The 22,961-nt window shown below is 66.1% G+C and carries 14 protein-coding genes; 2 read left to right on the forward strand and 12 right to left on the reverse strand.

What is annotated here, in order from left to right; genetic code table 11:
- Positions 1 to 117: 117 nt before the first annotated feature.
- The 3 genes from G7Y50_RS03125 to G7Y50_RS03135 form a co-directional block, all read right to left on the reverse strand.
- Positions 118 to 1,173: an aspartate-semialdehyde dehydrogenase gene (locus tag G7Y50_RS03125; protein ID WP_165054140.1), complete on the reverse strand. Its 1,056-nt coding sequence runs from the start codon at positions 1,171 to 1,173 to the stop codon at positions 118 to 120.
- A 350-nt stretch (positions 1,174 to 1,523) separates the two neighbouring features.
- Positions 1,524 to 2,801, reverse strand: coding sequence for an aspartate kinase (locus G7Y50_RS03130; protein ID WP_165054144.1), 1,278 nt, complete (start codon positions 2,799 to 2,801; stop codon positions 1,524 to 1,526).
- A 261-nt stretch (positions 2,802 to 3,062) separates the two neighbouring features.
- A complete protein-coding gene (locus G7Y50_RS03135; RefSeq protein ID WP_165054149.1) occupies positions 3,063 to 4,295 on the reverse strand; it encodes an MFS transporter in 1,233 nt (410 codons plus the stop codon).
- Positions 4,296 to 4,409: 114 nt separating this feature from the next.
- On the opposite strand from G7Y50_RS03135, the gene G7Y50_RS03140 reads away from it, so the two are divergent.
- Entirely contained in the window at positions 4,410 to 5,375 is a 966-nt protein-coding gene (locus G7Y50_RS03140) for a peptidase (protein WP_165054152.1), read from the forward strand.
- Positions 5,376 to 5,521: 146 nt separating this feature from the next.
- Here the strand turns inward: G7Y50_RS03140 and G7Y50_RS03145 are convergent, their stop codons facing one another.
- The 9 genes from G7Y50_RS03145 to recJ all read right to left on the reverse strand — a co-directional run bounded on the left by G7Y50_RS03145 (position 5,522) and on the right by recJ (position 20,980).
- Positions 5,522 to 6,151 (reverse strand): DUF47 domain-containing protein, encoded by a 630-nt coding sequence (locus tag G7Y50_RS03145; RefSeq protein ID WP_165054155.1) that lies wholly within the window; start codon positions 6,149 to 6,151, stop codon positions 5,522 to 5,524.
- 39 nt (positions 6,152 to 6,190) lie between these two features.
- The gene (locus G7Y50_RS03150) at positions 6,191 to 7,246 is read right to left on the reverse strand and encodes an inorganic phosphate transporter (protein ID WP_165054166.1); all 1,056 of its coding nucleotides are present in this window, start codon (positions 7,244 to 7,246) and stop codon (positions 6,191 to 6,193) included.
- Positions 7,247 to 7,622: 376 nt separating this feature from the next.
- On the reverse strand, positions 7,623 to 9,227 hold the full coding sequence (locus tag G7Y50_RS03155) for an ATP-binding protein (RefSeq protein ID WP_165054168.1): 1,605 nt from the start codon (positions 9,225 to 9,227) through the stop codon (positions 7,623 to 7,625).
- Between the two features lie 9 nt (positions 9,228 to 9,236).
- The gene (locus tag G7Y50_RS03160; protein WP_165054170.1) at positions 9,237 to 10,964 is read right to left on the reverse strand and encodes a VWA-like domain-containing protein; all 1,728 of its coding nucleotides are present in this window, start codon (positions 10,962 to 10,964) and stop codon (positions 9,237 to 9,239) included.
- Between the two features lie 20 nt (positions 10,965 to 10,984).
- Complete coding sequence (locus tag G7Y50_RS03165; RefSeq protein ID WP_165054172.1) at positions 10,985 to 13,609, reverse strand: leucine-rich repeat domain-containing protein; 2,625 nt, start codon at positions 13,607 to 13,609, stop codon at positions 10,985 to 10,987.
- An 18-nt stretch (positions 13,610 to 13,627) separates the two neighbouring features.
- A complete protein-coding gene (locus G7Y50_RS03170) occupies positions 13,628 to 14,287 on the reverse strand; it encodes a TetR/AcrR family transcriptional regulator (RefSeq protein ID WP_255464110.1) in 660 nt (219 codons plus the stop codon).
- A 192-nt stretch (positions 14,288 to 14,479) separates the two neighbouring features.
- Positions 14,480 to 15,157, reverse strand: coding sequence for an MBL fold metallo-hydrolase (locus tag G7Y50_RS03175; protein ID WP_165054176.1), 678 nt, complete (start codon positions 15,155 to 15,157; stop codon positions 14,480 to 14,482).
- A gap of 6 nt (positions 15,158 to 15,163) precedes the next feature.
- Entirely contained in the window at positions 15,164 to 17,557 is a 2,394-nt protein-coding gene (locus G7Y50_RS03180) for a bifunctional (p)ppGpp synthetase/guanosine-3',5'-bis(diphosphate) 3'-pyrophosphohydrolase (RefSeq protein WP_165054261.1), read from the reverse strand.
- 78 nt (positions 17,558 to 17,635) lie between these two features.
- Positions 17,636 to 20,980: a single-stranded-DNA-specific exonuclease RecJ gene (gene recJ / locus G7Y50_RS03185; RefSeq protein ID WP_165054179.1), complete on the reverse strand. Its 3,345-nt coding sequence runs from the start codon at positions 20,978 to 20,980 to the stop codon at positions 17,636 to 17,638.
- Between the two features lie 630 nt (positions 20,981 to 21,610).
- Here recJ and G7Y50_RS03190 point away from each other — a divergent pair.
- On the forward strand, positions 21,611 to 22,885 hold the full coding sequence (locus tag G7Y50_RS03190) for an ATP-binding protein (RefSeq protein WP_165054181.1): 1,275 nt from the start codon (positions 21,611 to 21,613) through the stop codon (positions 22,883 to 22,885).
- Positions 22,886 to 22,961: the final 76 nt, after the last annotated feature.

The following is a 22,961-nucleotide window of genomic DNA, read 5'->3' on the forward strand; positions in this document are numbered from 1 at the left end:
ACGCGGGGCGCGAAAGAGGCGCTTACAGGCTCGCAGGCTGCGCCCGCACGGCGCGACCGGGCTCGACATCCGCGCACGGCGGCCTGCGCTCGCCAACCTGCGCCCGCCGGCTTGCGCTTACGCCTGGGGCAGCAGCAGCTGGGCGATCTGCACGGCGTTGAGGGCCGCACCCTTGCGGATCTGGTCGGCCACGTTCCAGAAGGCCAGGCCGTGCTCTACCGAGGGATCGCGGCGCAGACGCCCCACGTACGCGCCGTCGGTGCCGGCGAGCAGCCCCGGCATGGGGTAGGCGTTGCTCGCCGGGTCGTCCATCACGGTGATGCCGGGAGCCGCCTCGAGCGCGGCGCGCGCGGCCTCCACCGTCACCTCGTCGGCGAACTCCACGTTGATGGACTCGCCGTGGCAGCGCAACACGGGCACGCGCACGCAGGTGGCAGCCACCTTGATGTTATCGTCGCCCATGATCTTCTTCGTCTCCGCCACCATCTTCCACTCTTCCTTGGTGGAGTCGTCCTCGAGGAACTTGTCGATGTGCGGGATGCAGTTGAACGCGATGCGGTGCTGGAACGCCTTCACCGTGAGCTCGTCGTCGGCCTTGCCGTCGAGGAACTCGCGCGTCTGGTCGTAGAGCTCGCGCATGGCCGGCGCGCCCGCGCCCGACGCGGCCTGGTAGGTGGACACCACCACGCGCGTGATGCGGCTCAGGTCGTAGAGCGGCTTGAGGGCCGCCACCATCTGGATGGTGGAGCAGTTGGGGTTCGCGATCACGCCGGAATGCCAGCTGACGTCGCCCGGGTTCACCTCGGGCACCACGAGCGGCACGTCCTCGTCCATGCGGAACGCGCTCGAGTTGTCGATCATCACGGCGCCCGCGGCCACCACGGCCTCGCGCATCGCCTTCGACACGTCGGAGCCCGCCGAGAACAGCGCGATGTCAACGTCCTCGAACGACTCCGGGGTCATCTCCTGCACCACCAGCTCGCCCGCCGGCACGTCGCCGCAGCCGCCGAACTCGAGCTTCTTGCCCGCGCTGCGCGCGCTCGCCAAGGCGCGCACCTCGCAAGCCGGGAAGTCCAGGTCGTGCAGCACCTTCAGAAACTCGCGCCCCACCGCGCCCGTCGCGCCCGCGACCGCCACCACCGGCCGAGCCGGTATCTCTTTCGTCCAAGCCATCTTCCGTCTCCTTCAACCAAGTTCAGCGGCTCGCAAACCGCACGTCATAACTAGAATTTATCAGCCACGAACCCGGACTACGCGTCAAATCGGCAGATCGGCGGCAAAACCCAGCCGTCTGCCTTCCCAGCAAGCGCCCGCACGCCAAAAGACCGCATAAAGAGCGGTCAGTCAACCTTTCGACGCAAAGAGGCCCTCACGCAAGGCGAGCTGCGGAGGGGTGCTCACCAAGCGAGTTCCGCACGAGCCGAAATGCCCGGTGGGCATTTCGCGCGAGCAGGACTGTCTGAGCGACTGAGCTCCCCTTCGCAGCTCGCCTGGCGCCCGCAGCTCGCCTGACGCGCGAGCGCTTAGCGCCCCTTCTTCATCTTCGCGGCGATCTCCTCCGCCGAGAGCTGCGTCTCCTCGAACACGCTGTCGGAGTCCAGCTCGAACGCGGTGTGCAGCACCTGTACGGCACGCGTGGCCTCCGACGCCTCGACCACCATCGACAGCCTGATGGGCGACGTGGAGATGGCCAAGATGTTGATCTGGTTCTCGCCCATGGTGGTGAAGGCGCGCGCCGCCACGCCGGGCGACGACTTCATGCCCGTGCCCACGAGGCTCACCTTCGCGATGTCCTCGTCAACCACGTACTCGGTGGCGCCGATCTCGCCGATGATGCAGTCGAGCGTCTCTTCGGCGCGCTTCAGGTCGGCGCCGGGGCAGGTGAACGAGATGTCGGTGTAGCCGTCCAGCGAGATGTTCTGGATGATCATGTCGGTGTTCACCATGTTCGCAGCCAGCGCCGAGAACACCTTCGCGGCGACGCCCGTGTTGTCGGGCACGCGGCGGATGGTCACCTTCACCTCGGACGTGTCGTGCGCGATGCCGGTGATGACGGCTTCCTCCATGTCGGGGTCCTCCTTGATGTACGTGCCCTCCGCATCGGAAAACGCGGAGCGCGAGTGAATGACGACGTTCCACTTGCGCGCGAACTCGACGGCGCGGCTCTGCAGCACGCCCGAGCCGGCGCTCGAGAGCTCGAGCATGTCGTCATAGGAAATCTGATCGAGCTTGCGCGCGCGCGGCGCCACGCGCGGGTCGGTGGTGTAGACGCCGTCCACGTCGGAGTAGATCTCGCACACGTCCGCGCCGATGCCCCAGGCCACCGCCACAGCCGTGGTGTCGGACCCGCCGCGCCCGAGCGTGGTGATGTCGCCGTTCGCGTCGATGCCCTGGAAGCCCGCCACCACGGGGATGGCGCCGTCGTCGAGCGCCGCCAGAATGCGCTCGTTGTGCACCTTAACGATCTTCGCCTTGTTGTGGATGCCGTCGGTCTCGATGCCGGCCTGGCGGCCCGTGAAGCTCATGGACTTGTAGCCCAGCTCGCCGATGGCCATGGCCAAAAGCGTCATGGACACCTGCTCGCCCGTGGAGAGCAGGCGGTCGAGCTCGCGCGCCGGCGGGTTGGAGGTGACGGCGCGGCTGAGCCCCATGAGCTCGTCGGTGGTCTTGCCCATGGCCGAAACCACGGCGACCACCTTGTGCCCCTGCTGCCTCATCCCCACCAGGCGCTTTGCAACGTTCTTGATGCGTTCGGGCGAGGCAACCGACGTGCCGCCGAACTTTGCAACGATCAAAGACATGGTTTATCTCTCAGTTTTCTTCCCTGTGCGTCCTCGTCGGGCACGCGCCGAAAATGAGCAGGCGAAAACGTCGAAGAGAAGGCGCATGCCCGCGCACAAGCGCATAAACCCAGCAGCGTCCCACTATAGCAAAAAGAACGCGCGCCGAGGCCCTCTGCCAGCGAAATGCACGATCGGCCAGCCCACGAGCACGAAGGGCTAGCGCGCGCCGTCAGCCTGCGAACCCACCGCCCCGCGCCCGTGCCCGCAGGCTCGCGCCTGCTAGCGCGCGCCGTTCTCGGGCATCTTCCACATGAGGGCCAGCCCCACCACGAACAGCGCGGCCACGGACAAAACGCCGATGGAGGGGTTGCCGGTGAGCTGGGTGAACAGGCTCACGAGAAAGGTTCCCATGACGGCCGCGTACTTGCCGAGGATGTCGAAGAAGCCGTAGTACTCGTTAGCGCGCTCCTTCGGGATGAGCTTGCCGAACTCGCTGCGCGAGAGCGCCTGGATGCCGCCCTGGAACAGGCCCACGCACACCGCCAGGATCCAGAACTCCACCGCGCTGCGCAGGAAGAACGCCGCGAACAGCGTGATGCAGAAGTACGCGAACACCGCGATCATGAGCATGCGCCGCGTGCCGAAGCGCGCCGAGAGGCGCCCGTAGGCGATGGCCGACGGGAACGCCACGAACTGCGTCATCAGCAGCGCCAGCACGAGCTGCGTCGAGTCGATCCCCAGGTCAGTGCCGTAGGACGTGGACATCTTGATGATGGTGTGCACGCCGTCGATGTAGAAGAAGTACGCCAGCATGAACAGAAGGATGCGCTTGTCGCGCGCGATGTCGCGCACCGTGGCCAGAAGGCCCGAGAACGTCGCGCGCATCAGGTGCGGCACGCGCTCCTTGTAGTGCGTCTGGTGCACGTCGCGGATGATCGGCACCGAGAACGCCAGCCACCACGCCGCCGTGATGAAGAACGCGATCTTCATGCCGAGCATCATGTCGATGCCGATGCTCGGCCCGCCGAGCACCACCGCCAGACACGCGATGAACGGGATGCACGAGCCGATGTAGCCCCACGCGTAGCCATGCGACGACACCTCGTCGAAGCGGTCCTCGGTGGTGGCGTCAACCAAAAACGCGTCGTAGAACACCATGGAGCCGTTGAGCATGACCGCCGAGATCACGTAGAGCACGAGAAACGCCAGCGCATGGGTGGGCACGCCGAGCGCGGCGCACGCCACCACGCCCGTGCCGACGAACCCCACGAGGAACTTCTTCTTGTTGCCGCGCAGGTCGGCCAAGCTGCCGAGCACGGGCATGAGCAGGGCCAGGATGAGCGAGGCCACCGTCTCGGCGTAGCCCCAGGCCACCACGACCGACGAGCCGGGCTCGGCGAGGGAGGCGAAGTAGATGGGGATGAGCGCCGTCGAGAGCATGACGAAGCCCGAGTTTCCCACGTCGTAGAGCACCCAGCTGCGCTCCTGCCTCGTCATCTTCATGCGCCCCATGCGACCCCGTGTCCTTCCGTTTGCGGAAATTGAACGAAATTGATTTGATGCGCTGACTATTGTATATGATGTGACCCAGCACGCAGGTAAAGTTACGGTCAGATGGGAGCCGCCATGCCCGCAATCATCACGCACGACACCTTCGGACACGAGGTCTACTCGACGCTGTTCGAGTTCATCGGCGGCACGCGTGACGAGGCCGAGGCGTTCCTTCTGGGGAACCAGGGTCCCGACCCGCTGTTCTACTCCGTGGTGAACCCGCGCCTCGCGCCGGCGCGCCGCCTCGGCTCGATCATGCACGACCAGATGCCCGCCGAGCTTCTGTGCGCGCTCAAGCGCTCGGTCGCCACGCTGCCGGAGGCCGACCGCTCCTGCGCCCGCGCCTATGCGCTGGGTTTTTTGTGCCACTACGAGCTCGACTCCGCAGCGCACCCCCTCGTGTTCTTCTGGCAGCACGCCCTCTGCGACGCCGGCGTCGAGGGGCTTGGCCGCGAGCACGGCTCCGACGTGCACGCGCTCATCGAGAGCGAGCTCGACGAGCTGGTGCTCACCACGCGACGTGACGCCACCATCGCCACCTTCAACCCCTCGAAGGACGTGCTGAAGGCGTCGCGGCACGTGCTCGACATGGTCTCGAGCATGTACGCCTACCTGGCGCGCGACGTGTACGGACTGGTGATCCCCGCCGACACGTTCAAGGCGAGCGTGCGGGCGTTCCGCAGCGTGCAGGCGCTGTTCTACTCGCCGAGCGGGCTCAAGCACAACGTGATCGGGCGCGTGGAGACGCTCGTGCGCCCCCACTCGTTCTACCGCGCCATGAGCCACCGCAACCGCGCGCTCACCGCGTCGGCCTTCGACAACCACGAGCACGCCACCTGGGAGAACCCCTTCACGGGCGAGAAGTCGCACGCGAGCTTCGTCGAGCTGTTCGAGGGCGCCCGCGCCCGCGCGCTCGCCGACCTCGTCGCCTTCGACGCCCCCGCCCTCACCTTGGAGGGCGCACGAGCGATCACCCGCGACCTCAACTTCTCCGGCGAGCCCGTCAACGCCCGGATCATAGCCGTGGAGGACGCGCGGTAGCAACGGCTTTGGGCGAGACAGCCCCCAGCCCCGTGCGCTCGCCATGCCGCAGGCGCAAGAGGGGCGGCCCCGGCCGGACCGCCCCTCCCCTTCGCGTATGTGAACCTGCCCGAGGGCCTCGCCTCGGGGACAAGCCCGCGGCGCGCCTACATGTTCTTGAGCAGGATGGTGCTCACGATGTCGGCGGCATGCTCGGTGGCGTCGCAGCAGCGTTCCATGCGCTCGTAGACGCGCGACCACACGAGCACGTGCATGACGTCGTCGTTCTCCACGGTGTGGAGGCGGCGCATGGCGGCGCTGTAGAGGCCGTCAGCCTCTTCCTCGTAGTCGTTGATGTCGAGGATGAGCTGCTTGAACTTCTTCGACTTCTTGAAGTTGTGGAACTCGCTCATGGCGCGGTCGAGCGCCTTGCACGACTTCTTGATGAGGTCGGCGAAGCGCAGGGCGTCCTCGGGCATGGTGCGGATGTCATACATGTACATGTGCGTGACGACGTCCTCGATGTAGTCGAGCACGTTGTCGAGCGCATGCGCGAGCTCGACGATGTCCTCGCGGTCGATCGGCGGCATGAAGTCCGTCGCAGCGCTCGAGAACACGTCGTGGTTGATGCTGTCGCCCTTGCGCTCGAGCTCGTGGACCGCGGGGATCACGTCGTTCAGGTCCTCCGAGCCCTCGTAGCCGTCGAGCGCATTGATCAGGAGGTCGGACTCCTCCACGGCGAGCGCCGTCAGCTTCTCATACGCCTTGAAGTAGTCGTACTTCTGCTTCTTTGCCATCTTCGTCTCCTATCGAAGAATCGACTTGCCTTAACACGCCTACAGAATGAAGAGGAACATCTTCGCGCACGCGAATCCCAGGATGCCGCAGCCGGGGAACGTCAGGACCCAGGTCTTCACCATGTCGATGGCGATGCTCCACTTCACGCCCTTGGGGTTCTTCGCCGCACCCACGCCCATGATGGCCGTGGTGTTGGTGTGCGTGGTGGACACCGGCAGGCCGCCGAACGTGGCGAGCACGAGGCTCACGCACGTGGAGAGGCTTGCCGCGAAGCCCTGGAACGACTCAAGCTTGACCATGTCGACGCCGACGCTCTTGATGATGCGCTCGCCGCCGACCGCCGTGCCGAGGCCCATGTTCAACGCGCAGAACACCATGAGCCACACCGGCAGCACCATCGACTCGGCGCTCGTGCCCATGCCGAGCGCCAGCGAGATGGCCAGCACGAAGATCGACATGAACTTCTGGCCGTCTTGCGCGCCGTGCATGAACGCCACGCCCGCGCCCGCCGCGACCTGCGCCCAGCGGAAGAACTTGTTGGCGCTCTTGCGATTCGCGTTGCTGAAGGCGCGGCTGATGATCTGGTAGAACAGCCACCCCAGGCCGAAGCCGAGGAGCGTGGAGAGCAGGATGCCGTAGATGACCTTGACCCACTCGGCGCCGTTGATGGCGCCGAAGCTGCCCTGCAGCGCGATGGCCGCGCCGGTGAGGCCCGCGATGAGCGAATGGCTCTGCGAGGTGGGAATGCCGAAGTACCAGGCCACCGTGCCCCACACGATGATGGCCACCATGGCGGCCATGAGCGCGATGAGCGACTGGTGGGCGTCGCCGCCGAAGTTAACCATGGAGAAGATGGTGTGGGCGACGGCCGACGTCACGAGCGAGACGAGGAGCAGCCCGAAGAAGTTGCAGATGGCGGCCATGATGATGGCGTGCTTGGGCTTCATGGCGCGCGTGGAGACCACCGTCGCGATGGCGTTGGGGGCGTCGGTCGCCCCGTTGACCACGATGACGCCTATGTTGAGCAGCGTGACCACCAGAAGAAGCGGGTTCTGCATGAGTTCAGAAAGGAAAAGGGTCCACTCGATGGTCACAGGCGTCCTTCCGACGGTTCGGCTTCACGCGGCGGCGCCACGTGCAGGCAACTGAAGTTTAACAGTACCTTAACATTGTAAAGAAACAAACCGCTTTGTTTTACGCAGACGGTGAGCCAGTTTCGTAAAGTTTAGGTAAAGCAAATGTAAAGAACCGTCAGAAGGCGCCAAGGCGCAGGCGGCACGGGGGCAAAACGCCGCTTGTCGTTCGCAGCGTCGAGCAGTTCCGTCCGTTCCATCAGGACGGACGGAACTGCTCAGGCTCCCAGCCGAAGCGCGCGAAGGTACGGCGCCGGAGCTTGCAAGCGAAAGCAAGCGGGCGGCGGGGATGTTCCCGCCGCCCGCGTTCCTAGGCTCGCCGAGAGGCGCGCGGACGCTAGGCGTTCGAGTCGGACAACCCCATCCCGACGGCGCTGCCCATGTCGAGCGCCTGCGTCTCGAGGAGCTGCGCCTCCTTGATCTCGCTCATGATGTCAGTCAGGTCGCGAACGCGCGTCCTCAGGTTCTCGCGGGCCTCGTCCACTTTGAGCTCGCCGCTCCTTGCGTAATACGCGTCGCTTCCGAAGTACGAGATGAACTGCGTCGTGATGTTCCTCGTGCTCAGCTCGGCGAGGAACATGATCATCTCGCGGCCGTTGCCGAAGCACTCCTCCACGAACTTGATGCCGTTCTCGAGCTTCTTCTGGGATTGCTCGACCAGCGGCCCTATGGCGTCGACCTCCTTGCGGTAGGTCTGGCTCACCACCGCGAACGCCGCGCTGCCCGACTCGGCTCCCTCTGCGGAGCACGCCCCCGCGATGCCGCGGATCTTGCGGAAGAAGAGCTTCTCGCCGCGCACGAAGTCCCTGACGGCAGTGCCTGCCGCCACCTTGCGCTCAAGCTCGGCTTCGCGCTTGCTCAAGGGCGTGAGCACCGCCTCCTCCACCGTCTGGCCTCCCAGCAGCTTCGGCTTCGCGGCCCTCAGCTCGTCGCGCATCGCCAGCACGAGCTTCTGCTGGTCGAGCGCCTTTGCGCACTGCGTGGAGAGCGCGTCCAGGATCAAGCTGAGGAGGGCGACGCGCTCGTCGAACGGGGCGTCCTTGGCGCGGTTGACCACGTCAAGGCTCGCGTCCCCGTCGAGCACCTGGCTGATCTGGTAGTCCGAGCGGTACTTCTCGAACAAGGTGTAGTACACGGAGAAGCGGTCCGCGATGTCCTCGTCGCGCAGGAACTGGGAGAAGAGGACGTCGTTGCACGCGACCCCCGACTCCTCGTAGAGCGCTATGACCTTTGCCAGGTCCTCCCACCCGCGCGCGGTGACGAAGCTCTTGCCCCCGCCCGGCTTCGACTCGACCTTGTAGAAGCAGTCGGGCTTGGCCTGCAGGAAGGACGTGACGACGGGGTGGATGCCCTTCTCGGCGGCGTAGCGCCCCCAGACGGCATAGTCGGGCTCTACGTCCAACTCGCGCAGGCGGTCCAGGATCACGACGTCGAACTCGTGGACCGACCGGTTGTACTCGGGCGGGTTGCCGGCGCACACCACCACCCAGTTGTCGGGCACTTTGTGGCGTCCGAACGTCTTGAACTGGAGGAACTGCAACATGGAGGGGTAGAGCGTCTCCGACACGCAGTTGATCTCGTCCAAGAAAAGGATGCCGCGCTCTTCGCCGGTTGCCTCCATGTAGTCGTATATCGCGCCCACGATCTCGCTCATCGTGTACTCCGAGGCGTCGTATTCCAGCCCCTTGAACTCGCGATGGACTATGTGGGGCAGGCCGAGCGCGCTTTGGCGCGTGTGGTGGGTCATCGAATATGAGACGAGGCCGATCTGCAGCTCCTGGGCGATCTGCTCGATGATGGCGGTCTTTCCTATGCCGGGGGCGCCGACGAGGAACATCGGGCGCTGCCGCTCCGGCTCGATGATGTACATGCCCGCGTCATCTTGCCTGAGGTAGGCGTTCACGGTCTCCTTGATCTGCTTTTTCGCTGTGGCGATGTCCATGGTGGCTCCTTAACTCAGTTTGCTCTCGAAGCGGTTGATGCCTTCTTTGTCGATCAGGACGCGCATGGCCCAGGGGGGCACTTTGGGGATGTAGTTGTCGCCGTCGTCGAGGAACACGAACGCCGTGTCGTAGTCGGGCACCTTCTCGGGGAAGTCGCCGATCCCGTCTGTGAAGTAGATGATGCCCTTCAGGTCGGACAGTTCGCCGTCCCGCTTCAGCTTGTCGACGTAGCTGAAGGCGGGGCGGAAGTCGGTGCCGCCCATTCCCCGTATGACGAAGCCCTCCATGAGCCGGTCGACGTCGCGCAGGTCGCTTATCTTCGTGTCGGACTGGACTTTCGCATCGCACTGTATGACGTGGATGTTCACCTCGTGCGAGCAGTCCTCCTGCTTCTTCAGGATGCTGAACGTGTGCTCGACGAACTTCTTGACGAGCTCCCCCTCGCATGACTCGGACGTGTCGATGCAGATGGCGAAGTCGCGGATGTGGTTCGTCTCCTTGTACTCGAGGGGCTCGATGAGCGGCATGTCGCCGTACAGGCTCAGCCCGTAGGTGTAGAAGACGTAGTCGAACTCGTCGTCGTTGATCTTCATCTCCTCGGAGAGGGAGGCGAAGCGCCGCAGGAAGTCGGAGTAGTCGGCCTTCTTCCTGTTGGCTGCGGCCAGAAGCTTCGTGAAGTCGCCCGCTTCGCAGCCCCACGACGCCGAGAAGGTCTCCAGGTCGGTCTCCACCTGCTTGGCCAGCTCCTCCCAGCTGCGCTCTCCCTCGTCCTCCTCGGGGTCTCGCGTCGACTCGTCGACCTCGTCGCGCGGGTCGTCTGTTTCGTCCGCCTCGCTCGTCTCGGCGTCGCCGCGCTCGCCGTCTGCGTCCTTCGCTCCGGACTCGGAGCTCTCCGAGGTGTTCGGGGCGTCTTCGCCCTCCCTGCCGTCGGCGTCATCGTCTGGCGAGCTGTTGTCGTCCTGCCCCTCGGAGAGGTCGTACACGTCCTGGCGCTGCTCGTCCTGCGACGACGAGTCTCCGCCCGAGCCGCTGTCCCTGCCGTCAGATTCGCGCTTGTCGTCGGAGCTCTCGACGGTGCAGCTGTCATCGTCGGGGAGCACCGTCTTCAGCTGCGGCTTGTACGAGGGCCATCCGCGGTGGTAGTCGCGCTCGAACAGCGCGTGGAGCTCGTTCAGCCTGGCTCCGCTCACCCTCAGCTCATCGGGGCCCTGGGCCCACCTGAGCGAACGCGTGAAGAGGCCGTACAGGTTGCCGGGCGTGAGCTTTCCCCCGCAGAGGCGGCGCAGCTCCTCCAGGGCGGCCCTGCGCTCCCCGTCGAGGGGGCTCGCGAACCGCTTCCCGCAAAGCTCCATGGCGGCATGCTCCGCCACGACGTCGCAGACGAGCCACCACGCCTCGACGTTCCCGCGGGTCGTGTCGTAGGGGTGGCGGAAGAGGCAGTGCATGACGGAATGCAGGTAGTCGCGCACGACCTCGTCGAACCCGGCGTCGAAGCGCCCTATCACCGTGTAGGGGTCGTAGTAGACGTACGTCCCGTCAACGGCCAGCGCGTAGCGCCCGATGTTCTCCGTGAGCCGGGGCTCCATCTTCCAGAGCGCGATGTCGAGGAAGCGGAACTTCATCATGAGCTGGACGCGGGCTTCGTCGACGATCTCCAGCGCTATGCGCTGGGCCTGCTCGAAGCGGTCCTCTTCGTCTTGCAGCTTCTGCGGGAGGCTGCTGGATGTGGCGGTCATGGCATCACCAGGCAATCTGTCTACAGGTCGTAATCGAAGACGCTCTCTGAGCACATCAGGCGCTTCGTCTCCAGGAGATGGGCTGACGTCGCGGCGTCCCGCAGGGCGGTGACGCGCTCGATTATCTCGTCGAGGTTATCGGGGTTCACATAGCCCCTCTCCACCAGCTCGTCGAAGGTAGCTCGGTCGTCGTGCAGGGCGACGTCGACGCTGATGTCCACGATGTTGTTGCGGACGATCCGCTCCAGCGACGTCCTGTTCGCGGCGGTGAGCATGAACGGGTCCTCGAGCCTGTCGAGGATCAGCCTCACCTGCTCATAGGCGCTGATGTCGTCCTTTTTGTCGCGCGTGATGACGTAGCTGTGCGCGTTCGCCAGGCATATGTCGAGCTGCTCTATGATGCCGGGCACGTTCACCCAGTTCGCGCCTCCGAGGCCGACTGAGATCCCGCGGATGCCGCTCTGCGTGTTGGGGAAGCGGAAGTCGAAGGCGCACCTGCCTTCCAGAGGCGTTGCAAGCTCGACGTGGATGCGCTCTATCCAGCATCGTACCGACAGGCCGCTTGCGCCGATGACCTTGAGGTCGGGGTTCAGGGACAAGAGCTCTATCCCGCGGGCGTTGTTGAACGCGTAGTCCTCGACCCTCACGATCTCGTCGGGGAACACCACTTCCGGCTCCGAGCCGGCGAAGATGACGACGGAGTCACCGCGCTCTGACCTTCTGCACAGCATTCCGCACGCCAGGTAGAAGATGTCGTTTTCGGGGGACACGTCGATGCGCGCGAGAGACGGCACGCCCCTCCCGTAATGCGCCCCCTCCGTCACCAAGGCCCTGTCTCCGAGCGACTCCAGGCTCGCGGGTATGCGGACCTCCTCGAGGTTCGTGTCGAAGAACGCCTCGTCTCCGATGGCCTGCACGGAGTCGGGGATGCTCACGTGCCTCAGGTTCTTGCACACGCGGAACGCCGACTCCCCGATGCTGCGAACCGTGTCCGGGATGCGCACGCGCGTGATGCGGTCGTGGAAGGCGAAGGCCATCGGCTCGATCGCGACGGCGCCGTCGTAGACGCTGTAGATCTCCTTTTCCGCGTCGACGAGCTGCACGAGGTGGGCTCCGTCGGCCTCTCTCCGGTAGAGGCCCCCCTCTCCGTCGTAGAACTGGTCCTTCGAGCGCTCGTCGACGGCGAACGTGCAGCGAGGACCCGAATGCACGATGTTGGTGCCCCTCGTCACGGACGTTCCGATGTGCCTGACCGTGGCGGGGACGGTCAGGCTGTCCAGCGACGACCCTCGAAACGCCGCGTCTCCGATTGACTCGAGCCACTCGTTCAAGACGGCCTCATGGAGCCGGGCGCAGTAGAAGAACGCCTTGTCCTCGATGCTCTTGAGGGACGCCGGCGCTACGAACCGCTCCATGCCGGTGTCGGAGAAGGCGAACGGGCCTATCCTGACGACCGAGTCCGGCAGCGAGACGCGCTCGAGGCCCTTGAACCCGTGGCAGCATTTCTCGCCTATGACCTCGCATCCCTCCGCCACGGAGAGCTCTTTGCGGGGGCACGCGAGGGCGATCATCCGCTTGAAGTCGGCAGAGTATAGCGCGGAGCCGTCGGTGGCGATGAACGGGTTCTCCTCGCTCACGATGACTTCCGCGAGGACCGACCCCTGGAGGGCGCCCGCGTCGATGCTTCGAACGGCCTTCCCGATGACGAGCTTCTTGAGCTTCCCGCTGCTGAGAACGCCTCTCTTGATCCGCTCGAGTCCTCCGGGAAGCACGAGCTCCTCGAGGTTGGGGCATTGGTCGATCCAGCTCGCATCGAAGTCGGAGACGCTCTTCGGCAGGACGAGCCTTCTCAGGTTCGCGTTGCGCCGAAAGGCCCCGCTGCCTACCATCTCGATGCCGTCCGCGCAGATGATCTCCTCTGCCGCAACGTTGCCGGAAAGGGCGCTCGACGCTATCGCGAGGACGGGCACGTCCTCCACCTCCGCTGGGATGCTCAACGTGGGCGTTGCGGCTTTGACGCCGGTGATCTGCGCGCAAGAGCCGCCTATCACCACGTAGCGCCAGACGCTGCCGTCCGAGGTCTGAATCGAGCGCTCGCTTGACCTGCTTCCCTGCAGGGTCCCTCGCTGGCGGCGGCTGAAGCCGGCGCGCTTGTCGCCGATCTCCGCGATCTCCTTGAGCTGGGTGTCGCTCAGCGCTATGGCGGCCCCGCTGTCTGAGAAGCCCGTCGGGATCATAGACGGGAAGACCAGCCTGCTCCTGCCGCCCTCCTCCACGACATGGGGCCCCTCGTAGGGCTCGGCGTCAGGCTCATCCGGCTCGAGGGCTGTCCGCACGTTGCCGGCGATGTCGAATCGCCGGTTCGGCTCTATCTCCTCGGAGTGGAGGACGCAGTACCTCAGCCCCTTGGGAGTGGCGCGCAAGTTCGCGACGGGAAAGCTGCCGCGGTTGAGGACCTCGTAGGCGATCAGCCCGCGCGCGATCATCTCCTGGTAGGCTTCGCTGCCCTCGAGCGTCGACAAGGGCAGGTCGGTCGACTGCGTGCGCATGTTGTCCTGTCTCAGGGAGATGTTGTACAGGAGCACCTCTCGGTCTGCGGAGAGCCGGCCTTCGGCCAGGATCTCTTCATCGAACATCGTCAACATCGGCGTTTCCGCTCCTTCTCATGCGCCTGCCTGTGCCTTCGCGCTCGGCGCGGGGTTCTGCTTTGGGCTGGCTGCCGCGGCGCCGGACAGCCTTGCCTTGAGCTCGTCGAGCAAGCGGGCGTCAGGGCGCCCGTCGTCGAGCGTCCCGTCGAGGTCGAACGGCTCGGCTGCGCCGTCATGGAACGCCTCGAGTATCTGAAGCGACTTCGAAGGCGCGTCTATCTCGAAGCCCTGCTTGATCGAGTAGTACATCAGCTCGTAGAAGCCGCCCCATACTTCGATGACGCGCTGCGATCGGGACTCGAACGCCGGGCGCGTGGGGTCGAGGTTCTCCAGGCCCCATTCGTAGTGCCCGCGCATCAGCTCGTCTGCCAGCTCGCGGTCCTTGAGCATGTCGTAGAGGAGGCGCCGGCCGCCGTCCTTGCTGAGCAGGTAGCCGTAGTAGAGGCATCCGATGCGGTGCGCGTCCAAGTAGCTCAACTGCGAAGGGGTCCCGTACCCGACGATGCCGAGCATGTCGGCGATCGTCGACAGAAGCCCGTTCAGGTATTCGGCGGCGAAGTCCATCTTGCGCGGGTAGTAATGCTGGACGAGGGCCCTCGAGATGCCGGCCTCCTCGGCCACGAGCTGATACGAGGTCGCGTCAAGGCCCCTGGTGACGAGGCTCTCTCGGATCACAGCCTCCAAGCGCTTCCTCAGCTCAGGGTTTTTGGTTCGCGGCATGCCCAGCCTTTCGAGTCGACTTCACGATGCTGCCGTATTAAATACTATACGTGTATAGCTGTCAATACGGAAAGCTCGGCCAAGCCCCCTTCGCGTGGGGGAGAAAGCACCGCTTGTCGTTCGTAACGTCAGAGCAGGCGGAACTGACTACTCAGGCTCCCAGCCGAAGCGCGCGAAGGTACGGCGCCGCTCGGCCCCTATGGTGGTGAGGTCGTTGTGCCCGGGCAGCACCGCCACGTCGTCAGGGAGCTTCGCGAGCTTCTTCACGCTCGCCGTCATGTCGGACAAAGACCCGCCCGCGAAGTCGGTGCGCCCCACCGTGCCGGCGAACAGCGTGTCGCCCGAGACGAGCACGGGCAGCCCGTCGGCGTGGTTGCCGAACTGCGGCACCATGAACAGGCAGATCGAGCCCTTGGTGTGCCCTGGCGTGGAGATCACCTTCCACTTCATGCCGCCCACCTCGATCACGTCGCCGTTGGCCACGGTGCGGTCGACTGGGCACGGGATCGCCGTGTGCGAGGTGCCGGTGTCGTCGCGCGGCTGCTCCACGAACGGCGCGTCGACCGCCGACGCGATCACCGGCGCGCCCGTGATCGCGCGCAGGTCGGCGGCGCCGTCGGCGTGGTCCCAGTGCGCGTGCGTGATGACGATGGCGTCGAGGCGCGCGCCGCCGAGCTCGCGCACGATGCGCTCGGCATCGCACGACGGGTCGACCACCATCGTGCCCCGCCCGTCCGAGATGATGTACACGTTGTTCTGGATCAGCCCCATCACCAGGTACTTCACGTCGACGCAAAGCCCTTGGACCTCATAGGTTCCCGCCATGGCCCCCTACTTCCTCTTCCCGATCGACTGCCCCGGCACCATGCGCCGCGCGTCGAACACCCCGTCTATCTCACTGAGGCGCTTGAGCGCGAGCTCGATGCCCGACAGCGCCGACACCTGGAACAGAAAGCGCATCTCCACCATGCCATCGCGGTGCGTGGTGGTGGTGCACGACAGCACGTTGGCCCCCACCTCCGACAGGGTGCGCGTCACGTCGAGCAGCAGGTTCATGCGGTCGAGCGCCTCGATGTAGATCTCCACCTGGAACGACGTGGCCGCCGAGGGCGTGCCCTCCCACGACACGTCGATGATGCGCTCGGGCTGCTTCTTGAGGTCGATGGCGTTGGGGCAGTCGGCCCGGTGCACCGACACGCCGCGCCCGCGGGTCACGAACCCCAGGATCTCGTCGCCCGGAACCGGGTTGCAGCAGCGCGACAGGCGCACGAGCACGTCGTCGACGCCCTTCACCACGATGCCGTTGGAGGAGTGCGTCTCGTGCTTCTTCGCGCGCTTCACGCTGGTGAGCATCGGCGGCATGATGCCCGTCGCGGAGGCGCTCATGCCGAAGCCCGGCTTCTCGGCGTCCTCGGTCCCCTTGTCGACGAGGATCTTCAGCAGGCGGTTCGCCACGTGCTGCGCGCTCTCCTTGCCCGTGCCGAGCTGCACGAACATGTCGTCGGGGTCGTTGAAGCCCATGGCCTCGGCCACCGACTTCAGCGCGCGCATCGACTGGGCGCTCGAGATGCCCAGGCCGTGCTTGCGCATCTCGCGCGTGAGCTTGTCGCGGCCGAGCTGCAGGTCGTCGGAGCGCGACACCTTGGAGAAGTACGAGCGGATCTTGCTGCGCGCCGAGGGCGTCTTCACCATGGTGAGCCAGTCGCGCGAGGGCGTGGCGCTCTTCTGCGTGAGGATCTCCACGCGGTCGCCCACCTGCAGCTCGTAGCTCAAGGGCACGATGGAGCCGTTCACCTTCGCGCCCACGCAGTGGTTGCCCACCTCGGTGTGGATGGCGTAGGCGAAGTCGACGGGCGTGGCGCCGGCGCGCAAGCTCATGACCTCGCCCTTCGGTGTGAACACGAACACCTCGGAGTTGTCGAGGTCCATCTTGAGCGACTTGAGGAACTCGCGCGAGTCCTCCGTCTCGTCCTGCCAGTCCACCATCTCGCGCAGCCAGGCCAGCTGCTGGTCGAGCGCGTCGGCGCTCACCTTCCCGCCCGACTCCTTGTAGCGCCAGTGCGCCGCCACGCCGTACTCGCTCGCGCGGTGCATCTCCTCGGTGCGGATCTGCACCTCGAGCGGGCGGCCCGCCGGGCCCATCACCGTGGTGTGCAGCGACTGGTACATGTTGAACTTCGGCATGGCGATGTAGTCCTTGAAGCGCCCCGGCATCGGGTGCCACAGCGTGTGCACGGCGCCGAGCGCCGAGTAGCAGTCCTTCACCGACTTCACGATCACGCGCACGGCGATGAGGTCGTAGATCTCCGAGAAGCCCTTGCCCTTCTTCGTCATCTTCTGGTAGATGGAGTACAGATGCTTGGGGCGCCCCATGATCTGCGCCTGGATGCCCACCTTCTCCATCTCCTCGTGGATGATGCCCACCACGCCCGCGAGGTACTCCTCCCGCTCGGAGCGGCTCTCCGTGACCATGCGGCTGACCTGCTTGTACTTGTTGGGCTCGAGGTAGAAGAACGACAGGTCCTCAAGCTCCCACTTGATGGAGTTGATGCCGAGGCGGTGCGCGATGGGCGCGTAGATCTCGAGCGTCTCGCGGCTCTTGAAGATGCGGCGGTCCTCCTTGAGCGCGGCGAGCGTGCGCATGTTGTGCAGGCGGTCGGCCAGCTTGATCACGATGACGCGGATGTCCTTGCTCATGGCCACGAACATCTTGCGGATGGTGGCCGCCTGCTCGTCGGAGAGGCTCTCCACCTCGATGCGCGTGATCTTCGTGACGCCCTCGACGAGCTGGCGCACCTGCGCGTTGAACTCGCGCTCCACGTCGGAGGCGGTGATCTCGGTGTCCTCCACGGTGTCATGCAGGAGCGCCGCGCAGATGGTCTCGGCGTCCATGCGCAAATCGGCGAGGATGATGCCCACCTCGATGGGGTGGATGATGAACGGCTCGCCGGACTTGCGGCACTGCCCCTTGTGCGCGGCATTAGCGAACGCGAAGGCGTGCTCGAGCATGGCCTCCTCGTCGTCGGTCATGTACGGGCGCGTGAACCCCTGCAGCTCGGCGAAGCGCTCCTCGGGCGTGCGCGTGCGGCGGTCGGCCTCGACGCCCGAGGCCATGGACCGCTCGGCGACGTAGGGCCGCCCCAGCATGAGGTCGACCGTCTGCTTGACGGCGACTCCCTTCCGGGCCCTGCCCAGCATCTCCTCGTTGTTGCCCTGCGCGCCCATAAGCGCCCCCTTCCGTACGTCAAGCTCAGCCGTCACGGCGCGCAAGCGCGCCGCGTGGCGGTAGGTTTTGTTTTCCCGCTAGTTTCCCTCGCGCCAGCCGCGCGGGACGATCGGGTGCGAGACCCTCACGATCAGGCCCTGCGAGTCCTGGGCCAGGGCCCAGTCGCGGAACGCGTCGAACACGCCGCGCTCGCCGAGCCCCTCGCGGTAGCGCACCGAGTCGGTGAGCTCCACCTTCGACGCGCCCTCGTTCACGCGGATCCAGCGCTCGGTCTGCCCCGCGTTGCATGATACACGCGTCTCGATGAGCCCGAGCTCGCGAAACACCGCCACGCCGCAGGCGGCCGCCTCAGGCGCCACCACGTGCAGCTCGTCGGACGCGAGCGCGGCCAGATCGCCGTTCTCCATGCAGAAGTAGCTGCCCGGGGTCTGGCGCTGCCGTGCGCGCAGGCGACGGTACACCTGCGCCATCACGTCGTGGTCGGGCGTCATGTTCGCGAGGATGCGCTCGTTTAAGGCCACGTCCTGCCGCCCGTAGAGCAGGTGGACGCACGCGGGTTTGCCGTCGCGGCCCGCCCGGCCCGCCATCTGGTTGAACTCCACCTCGTTGAACGGCAGGTGGTAGAGCACCACGTGGCGGATGTTGGGGATGTCGACCCCCTCGCCGAAGGCCGACGTGGCCACAAGCACCATGATCTCGTCGTTGCGGAACAGATCCTCGATGCGCTTGCGCTCGGGGCGCGTGAGGCCCGCGTTGTAGAAGCCGATGAGCGGCGCGAGCTGCGGCACGCGGCGGCGCAGCAGGCGCGCCAGCGTGATGGACTGCTCGCGCGAGTTCACGTACACCACGGTCTTGCCGCCCGCCGCCACCAGGTTGGCCAGGTAGTCGTCGCGGTTGCGGATGTTGCGCTGGTCGTCGATGGAGAGGTTCTCGCGCGCCGTCTCGTCGATCACGCTGTCCTGGAGCGGGAGCGTGGCGTCGATGTCGGCGGCCACGCCGTCGGGCGCCGTGGCGGTGACGGCGAGCACCACGGGCGCGCCGAGCTGCGAGACGGCCATGCCGAGCTGCGTGTAGGCCACGCGCGAGCCCGCCTTCGCCAGGCCGATGTGGTGCGCCTCGTCGACCACCACGAACCCGACCCGCCCGCACGCGCCGATCTCGCCCACGTGGCAGATGAGGTACTCGGGCGTGGTGAGCACGATGTCCACCGTGCCCGCGGCCAGCCCCGCGCACACCCGCTCGCGCTCCTCCGCCGTGGACTCGCCGGTGAGGATGCAGCAGGAGAGCCCGAAGCGCTCGAGCGCCGTGGTGAGGTGGAACGCCTGGTCGGCGATGAGCGCGCGCAGCGGGTACACGAACACGCTGGCCTCGCGGGCCAGAAGCGCCCGCAGCGCCGCGTGCACCTGGAAGGTGAGCGACTTGCCGCGCCCCGTGGCCATGACGGCCAGCGTGGAGGTCCCCGCGCGCAGGCGGTCGAGGATCTCGCGCTGCGAGGGGTGCAGCGCGCTCGTCCCGATGATGGCGCGCACGATGGCCTCCTCGAGCGCGTCGGCGTCCTCGCGGGCGAGCGCCTCCCAGCGGGCGCGGGCCGCCGCGCGCTGCACGAGCGCGTCGGGCTCCTCGTCGGCCGTCGCGTCGGCCTCGGCGCAGAGCTCCTCGTCGCTCATGCCGAACAGGTCGTCGAAGAACGCGAGCGACGCGGGGTTCAGGCACGCCTTGAGCGCGCCGCACGAGCGCGCGGGCGCGAGCGTCTCGAGCATGGCCTTCACCGAGCGGCGGCCACGCCACTCGTCGATCTGCACGGAGAACGCCGCGTCGACCACCGACTCGTTGTACAGCAGCGTGTCGATGTAGCCGCAGTGGAACATGATGCCGTTCACCGCGCAGCGCCCGTTGGTGAGCGTGCACGAGAAGTGGTTCTTCTCGGCGCCCACCGCCCGGCAGCGCTCGAGCGACACGTTGCGCGCGAGGAAGGTGGGCTGGGGGTTCTCCTGCCCGAACGGCGCGAGCAGATCGAGCATGCCCACGGTCTCGAGCGTGAGCTCGTCGAGGTCGACGCACGCGTCGATCTCGATCATGGGGTGGAAGTCGTCTTCGGGCAGCGCGTCCATGTACGCGCACAGGCGCTGCGCGAACGCCTCGAGGTTCGCCACGGGAAGCGTCACGCCCACGGCCGCCTCGTGGCCGCCGAAGCGCGTGACCAGGTCAGAGGCGCTCTCCACCGCCGCGAACAGGTTCACCGAGCCCACGGATCGCCCGCTGCCGCGCGCCTCGTCGCCGTCGACGGTGAACAGCAGCGCGGGCACGCCGTAGGTGTTCACCAGGCGGCTTGCCACGATGCCCTTCACGCCCTCGTGCCAGCCCGCGCCCGCCACCACGAGCGCCCGCTGGCCGTGGTAGACCTCGGCGGCCTGCGCCTTGGCGATCTCGGAGAGCTCGGCCTCAATAGCGCGGCGCTGGTCGTTCACGCCCTCGAGCCTCTCCGCGAGCGCGCACGCCTCGCCGAAGTTGTCGCACATGAGCAGGTCGAGCGCGAGCTGTGCGTCGCCCATGCGGCCCGCCGCGTTGAGGCGCGGGATGAGCGAGAAGCTCAGCGAGGTGGCCGTGAGCGGCTTGCCCGCCGCGCCCGTGGTGCCCACGAGCGCGGCGACGCAGGGACGCGGGTTTGAGTTCATGCGCGCGAGCCCGTCGGCCACGAGCGCGCGGTTCTCGCCGCGCATGGGCATGAGGTCGGCCACGGTACCGAGCGTGGCGAAGTCGGTGTAGGAGCGCCACAGGTAGGGGTAGCCCATGCGCGCGCCGAGCATCTGCACGAGCTTGAGCGCCACGCCGACGCCCGCGAGGATGGAGCTCTCGCAGGCCGGGTCCATCTTGGGGTCGGCCACGGGCACGCCGCGCGGCACGAGGTCGGCCGCCTCGTGGTGGTCGGTGACGCACACGGGCACGCCGTCGGCCACGATGGCGGCCACCTCGTCTCTGCAGGCAATGCCGCAGTCGACCGTCACGATGAAGTCGGGGTCAAGCGCCTTCACGCGCTCGTAGGCCGCCTGCGTGAGGCCGTAGCCCTCGTCGAAGCGGCGCGGGATGAAGGGCGTGGCCTTGCCGCCGAGTGCGCGCAGGCCGCGCGTGAGCACCGTGGTGGCCGAGATGCCGTCGAGGTCGAAGTCGCCGAACACCACCACGTGCAGGCGCCGGCGGATGGCGTCCTCGAGCGCGTCGGCCACCTCGGCCAGCCCGGGGATGTCGTAGGGGTTGAGCCAGTCGCGCTCAAGCGAGGGCTGCAGGAACAGCCGCGCCGCATGCGGCGTGGCGACGCCGCGCGCAACCAGCGTTGCCGCGATGAAGCGCGGGAGGCCGAGGTCTTGCATGAGGCGCGCGACCCTCGCCTTGTCGGCGATGCGTATATTGAACTGCGCTGACATAACGGGTACCTAACAGGCTCAACATGCTCTTCTTGTCTTGGAGCCTATTTTCGCACAAACCTCCCGCCCTGTCATGGCTCGCGCGCGTCCGGCTCGCGCGCGCCTGGGCGGCAGGCGACTGGCTCGCGCGCGCCTGGGCGGCAGGCGCAGCGAAGGCAACGAGCCGCGAAAGCCATGACATGGCAAGGTGCCGAGGCGCCTCGTCTGCCCTGGGGCCCTCGAAGTCCTCGGAGTCCCCGGAGCACCCGGAGCCCTCGGAACACCCGGAGCACCGACAACGCGCCTTTTGCATCCACTTTTCCCGGGAAATCGCCGATAACGGCCTCGTTTCATCCAGAATCCCCTGAGGGGTGGATGGAAAAGCGCCGTTGTCGGTAACGCCGTCGGCGATGTGAGCGACACGCAGAGAGCGGCAGCCATCACCCGAAGCAAAGGCGTGACGCCTTCGGAGGCCCATCGCGGCGCCCTGGGGGTATTGCCTCGCGGTGCGATCATGGCGAAACCAGCGCCTTCAGTTCGTTTCGTCCTCCATGCCGGACGCTATTCGGCACTTTTCGTCCAGTATGATGGACGAAAAGTGATAGAATTTGTCCAGCATAGCGGACGAGTTTGAGCAAGGGTGGGATGAGTATGAACCACGACGTCTTGAAGAGCGTGATCTTCGACCAACACGAGGTCATCCGCTCTGCGCGCATCGTGCCCCGACGCTACGCGCTCGACCCTCAAGCCAGCTACGTCATCACCGGATTGCGACGGGCGGGAAAGTCGACCCTTCTCTACAAAGTCGCCCTCGACCTGGTTGCCTCTGGAGTGGACTGGACGCGCATCATCTACGTGAACTTCGAGGACGAGCGCCTCGCGGAGTTCGGCGTCAATGACTTCAACGACATCGTGCTCGTCCAAAGGGAGCTCAGCCAAGAGCGGGGGTTTTTCTTCTTCGACGAGATCCAGAATGTTCCCAGCTGGGAGAAGTTCGCGCGGCGCCTCGCAGACGCAGGAGAGCGCGTCTACCTCACGGGAAGCAACGCGAAGATGCTCGGCAGCCAGATGGCGTCGACGCTCGGCGGGCGCTACCTGACGAAGCATGTGAGCCCCTACCGCTTCGACGAGTACCTCGACGCCGTCGGCCAACCCCATGACGCACCTGCGCTCTACGCGTCAAGCGGCGCCGGCGCCATCGCCGCTCACTTCGAGCGCTTCTGTGTCAACGGGGGCTTCCCCGAGTCCCTTCGCTACGCCGCGCCCCGCGCGTACGTTGAGGGCGTTTACCAGAAGGTGCTCCTCGGGGACGTCGTCGCCCGCAACAACGTGAGAAACCCCCAGCTCCTGCGCGTGCTGGTGAAGAAGATAGCCGAAACGGTGGGCGAGGAGGCATCGTTCAGCTCGCTTCACGGCATGCTCAAAGGCATCGGCTTCTCCGCGAGCAAGGACACCGTAATCGACTACGTGACCCTCGCGGGCGACGCCTACCTCTTGTTCAGCATCAGCAACGCAACGGCCAAGTTCGTAGAGCGCGAGGGCAGCCCGAAGTACTACTTCTCCGACAACGGCCTGATCAGCCTGTTCCTCGACAAGAACAACTCGGCGCTTTTGGAGAACGAGATCGCCGTCGCCCTGCACGATGCGTTCGGCGACGGCCTTCACTACCTGAAGTCCCGCACGACGGGCATCGACGTCGACTTCTACGTCCCCGAAGCCGGGCTGGCCGTCCAAGTCGCCCGCTCACTGTCGGACAGCGCGCGCAAGCGCGAGGTGGGAAACCTCGTCAAGCTCGCGAAGGCCGACAAAGGCACGAGAAGGCTCCTCATCGTCACCCAGAGCGAGTCGGACGCCATCGAAGAGGGCGACGTCTCGATAGAGGTGAAGCCGGCGTGGAAGTTCGTGCTCCAAGACCTCATCGGGTAGATCGAGCCGGGAGGCGGCCGACGCCCAGGGCGCCGCGCGCCCAGCGTGAAAGAGGCATGCACCGCACACCGGGACG

The organism is Adlercreutzia sp. ZJ176 (assembly GCF_011038975.1).
GTDB lineage: Bacteria > Actinomycetota > Coriobacteriia > Coriobacteriales > Eggerthellaceae > CAAEEV01.

What these genes read in the sequence shown, in the direction of transcription:
- G7Y50_RS03125 (WP_165054140.1), bottom strand. Translation starts at nt 1,173, where the DNA reads ATGGCTTGGACGAAAGAGATACCGGCTCGGCCGGTGGTGGCGGTCGCG.
- G7Y50_RS03130 (WP_165054144.1), bottom strand. Translation starts at nt 2,801, where the DNA reads ATGTCTTTGATCGTTGCAAAGTTCGGCGGCACGTCGGTTGCCTCGCCC.
- G7Y50_RS03135 (WP_165054149.1), bottom strand. Translation starts at nt 4,295, where the DNA reads ATGGGGCGCATGAAGATGACGAGGCAGGAGCGCAGCTGGGTGCTCTAC.
- G7Y50_RS03140 (WP_165054152.1), top strand. Translation starts at nt 4,410, where the DNA reads ATGCCCGCAATCATCACGCACGACACCTTCGGACACGAGGTCTACTCG.
- G7Y50_RS03145 (WP_165054155.1), bottom strand. Translation starts at nt 6,151, where the DNA reads ATGGCAAAGAAGCAGAAGTACGACTACTTCAAGGCGTATGAGAAGCTG.
- G7Y50_RS03155 (WP_165054168.1), bottom strand. Translation starts at nt 9,227, where the DNA reads ATGGACATCGCCACAGCGAAAAAGCAGATCAAGGAGACCGTGAACGCC.
- G7Y50_RS03160 (WP_165054170.1), bottom strand. Translation starts at nt 10,964, where the DNA reads ATGACCGCCACATCCAGCAGCCTCCCGCAGAAGCTGCAAGACGAAGAG.
- G7Y50_RS03165 (WP_165054172.1), bottom strand. Translation starts at nt 13,609, where the DNA reads ATGTTGACGATGTTCGATGAAGAGATCCTGGCCGAAGGCCGGCTCTCC.
- G7Y50_RS03175 (WP_165054176.1), bottom strand. Translation starts at nt 15,157, where the DNA reads ATGGCGGGAACCTATGAGGTCCAAGGGCTTTGCGTCGACGTGAAGTAC.
- G7Y50_RS03180 (WP_165054261.1), bottom strand. Translation starts at nt 17,557, where the DNA reads ATGGGCGCGCAGGGCAACAACGAGGAGATGCTGGGCAGGGCCCGGAAG.
- recJ (WP_165054179.1), bottom strand. Translation starts at nt 20,980, where the DNA reads ATGTCAGCGCAGTTCAATATACGCATCGCCGACAAGGCGAGGGTCGCG.
- G7Y50_RS03190 (WP_165054181.1), top strand. Translation starts at nt 21,611, where the DNA reads ATGAACCACGACGTCTTGAAGAGCGTGATCTTCGACCAACACGAGGTC.